The organism is Nocardioides sp., from assembly GCF_050699375.1.
GTDB lineage: Bacteria > Actinomycetota > Actinomycetes > Propionibacteriales > Nocardioidaceae > Nocardioides.
In genome coordinates this window covers 1-2608 of the sequence record NZ_JBOHDN010000167.1, presented here as the reverse complement: position 1 = coordinate 2608, position 2608 = coordinate 1, and the positions used below count along the sequence as shown (strand labels likewise).

Annotated in this window: 1 protein-coding gene; it reads right to left on the bottom strand. The window is 64.1% G+C overall.

The window, feature by feature from the left end:
* Window positions 1–2608: type I restriction endonuclease subunit R (locus ACRDPS_RS12895; RefSeq protein ID WP_431502042.1), on the bottom strand; the 2608-nt coding region annotated here is incomplete at both ends.

Genomic DNA, 2608 nt, shown 5'->3' with positions numbered 1-2608 from the left:
AAGTCCTGGGACTCCAGGAACTGCTTCTTCGAGTTCACCTTGGTCTGCTTCACCAGATCGGGATAGCCCAGCAGACGCGCGACCAGGACCTGGACGAACTCGCGAATCTGAGACTGCTCGAAGGTCTCGGCCCCGAAGAGGTCGTTCATCTTGTCGATGACGACCTGGAGCGCGACGTACTTCGGCTCCTTGCGCGCACCCGAGCCGGCGCCGGTGCTCCCCGTGAGCTCACCGTCACCGCCGAGGGAGATGTCGACGGGGATCGACTTGTTGTGCTTGACCCCGACGAGCGCGACATCGGAGAGGTCGACCTCCGCGCTCCAGGACGACTCCGCGATCACCTTCTCCAGCAGCCGAAGGAAGATCGAGAGGCTCTCCATGTAGGGGTCGCCGTAGTCGACGATCTGGCTCATGAAGTCATAGAGCCGTACGTAGGTGGAGACGTCCTTGCGGAACAGATCGAGCGTGTTGAGCGTGACCTTGTCGTCGGCCTCGAGAGCGGTCGCGTAGCGGCGGGCGAAGTCGTGCTGGACCGGGCTGATCGCCGCCGACAGCGCGTTGTTCCCCTTACGTCCCACCCACAGCTCGGCGACCTTGCGCACCTGCTCTTCGGTGTAGATCCCCGCGTGCGCGAGCTTGTTGGACAGGTGAACGACGACATACGGGTCGGTCTCGGTCTCCAGCGAGGCACTCTTGAAGTACGGCTCGAACGCCGCCCGGATGTCCTCGGGCTCGTTCACGAAGTCGATGACGAACGTCTTGCGTTTCCGCTCCCCCGACGCCGTCCGATGCGTCCGGTTCAACCGGGACAGGGTCTGAACGGTGGTGACGCCGGAGAGCTTCTTGTCCACGTACATGGCGCACAGCAGTGGCTGGTCGAAGCCGGTCTGGAACTTGTTGGCGACCAGCATCACCTTGTAGGTGTCGCCCTTGAACGAGGCCGCCAGGTCCGAGCCCGCCCCTGGGTTCATCGCTGCCTCGGTGAACTCGTCGCCCTCCCCCGGCACCGGCCCCCACTCGGCGGTCCAGACCTCGTTCTCGTCCATCGTCACCGAGCCAGAGAAAGCAACCAACGTCCGATAGCTGTACGTCGGGTCTTCCGCAGCGCGCTTCGTCAGGTAGGCATCGATGGCCAGCTTGTACTTCACCGCGGCCTTTCGAGAGTCCGTCACCACCATCGCCTTCGCCTTGCCCTCCAGCAGGTGGGCGACATTGGCGTGGAAGTGCTCAACGATGATCTGGACCTTCTGGCTGATGTTGGTCGGGTGCAGCTTCACCCACCTCATCAGCCCTTTCCGGGCCGCGGACTCATCGACGTCGTCCCCGCTCTGAGCCTCGCCAGCGATCTTCAGGGCGGTGTCGTATGTCTGGTAGCCCTTGAGCACGTCGAGGATGTATTCCTCCTCGATCGCCTGCTTCATCGAGTAGAGATGGAACTCGCGCGGATGCCCGTCATCGCCCTTACGGCCGAAGAGCTCCAGCGTCTTGTTCTTCGGCGTCGCAGTGAAGGCGAGGTAGGAGATGTTCTTCGACTCGGCCCGCTCGGTCATCTCCGAGGCCAGGATCGACTCCGCGTCGATGGTGCCGCCCTGCTCGATCTCCTTGATCTCCTCAGCCGTCAGCACCTGCTTGAGCTTGGAGGAGATCTGGCCCGACTGCGAGGAGTGCGCCTCGTCAGCGATGACGGCAAACCTCTTGCCCTTCAGCGCAGAGTCCCGCCGGATCTCATCGAGCGCCCACGGGAAGGTCTGCACCGTGACCGCGATGATCAGTTCGCCGTTCTTCAACGCCTGCGCCAACAGGCCCGACTTCGACGCCGCACCCGCCTTGCGTACGTCCTCCGGACTGATCGTGGCCACGATCTTGCCCGACCCGTCGATCTGCCGGATCGCGTCCTGGAGCTGGGAGTCGAGCACGGTCCGATCGACGACCACGATGACGGAGTCGAAGACCTTGTCATCGTCGACATGCAGTCGCGCGAGCCGGTGCGCGGTCCAAGCGATGGTGTTGGTCTTGCCCGATCCCGCCGAGTGCTCGATCAGATACTTGTGGCCGACACCCTCTTCTCGGATCGCGGCTTCGATCTTGGTGACCGCCTCCCACTGGTGGAACCGCGGGAACAACATCGCCGTACGCCGCACGGACGCGCCCGTCGCGATGTCCCACTCCTCGCGCGACTGCACGATCATCAGCCGCCCGACGATGTTGAGCCACGCGTGCTTCTCCCACACCCGCTCCCACAGATACGCCGTCGCCGAGCGCCCGTCGCTACCCGGCGGGTTGCCGGCGCCGTCGTCGTAGCCCATGTTGAAGGGCAGGAAGTGGGTCTTGTCCCCCTCGAGCCTGGTCGTCATCGCTCCCAGCTCGTTGGAGACCGCGAAGTGCACGAGCGCGCCGCGCCCGAAGGCCAGCAACGGCTCCGGACGCCCGTTGGTGAGCGGCTGGCGGTCCTTCTTGTACTGGTTGACCGCCTCCTCCAGCGACTGCGTGAAGTCGGTCTTCAGCTCCACCGTCGCCACCGGCAGCCCGTTGATGAAGAACACCAGATCGATGCTGCGCTGGTCAGCGGTCGAGAAGTGCACCTGCCGCATCACCCGCACCCGCATCG